The following is a 333-nucleotide window of genomic DNA, read 5'->3' as shown; positions in this document are numbered from 1 at the left end:
ACAATACCGTGCACTTCTTCCAAGTGACGTTGCATTGCAACTGGTGAATCTAAGACAATTTTCGCGTTGCAACCGCGATTTGGGCAGGTACCGCCGACCAAATCTTGTTCAACAACGCCAACCTTTTTCCCTTTCGCTCCCAATGGAATTGCACCATCAAACGTTCCGTGTCCTGATCCAATGTACAGCACATCGTAATCGTAGTTTGCCATGATTCTGCCTCCTAAAGGGTGTGTATGCGATTTTCAGTATTCCGTGTCTCTCACCTACGGAACACATCTATTGTATCTAAAATGTAAGTGAATTGCATATTATCTGCTTGTTCTTTAGAAG

Annotated in this window: 1 pseudogene; it reads right to left on the bottom strand. The window is 43.8% G+C overall.

The features are described from left to right. Positions 1-212: pseudogene (locus KH400_RS23320) on the bottom strand (NAD(P)/FAD-dependent oxidoreductase); the annotation flags it as partial. Positions 213-333: the final 121 nt, after the last annotated feature.

Source organism: Desertibacillus haloalkaliphilus (assembly GCF_019039105.1).
Taxonomy (GTDB): domain Bacteria; phylum Bacillota; class Bacilli; order Bacillales; family KJ1-10-99; genus Desertibacillus; species Desertibacillus haloalkaliphilus.
The sequence above is the reverse complement of the archived record's forward strand: the minus strand, read 5'-3'. Positions and strand labels throughout refer to the sequence as shown.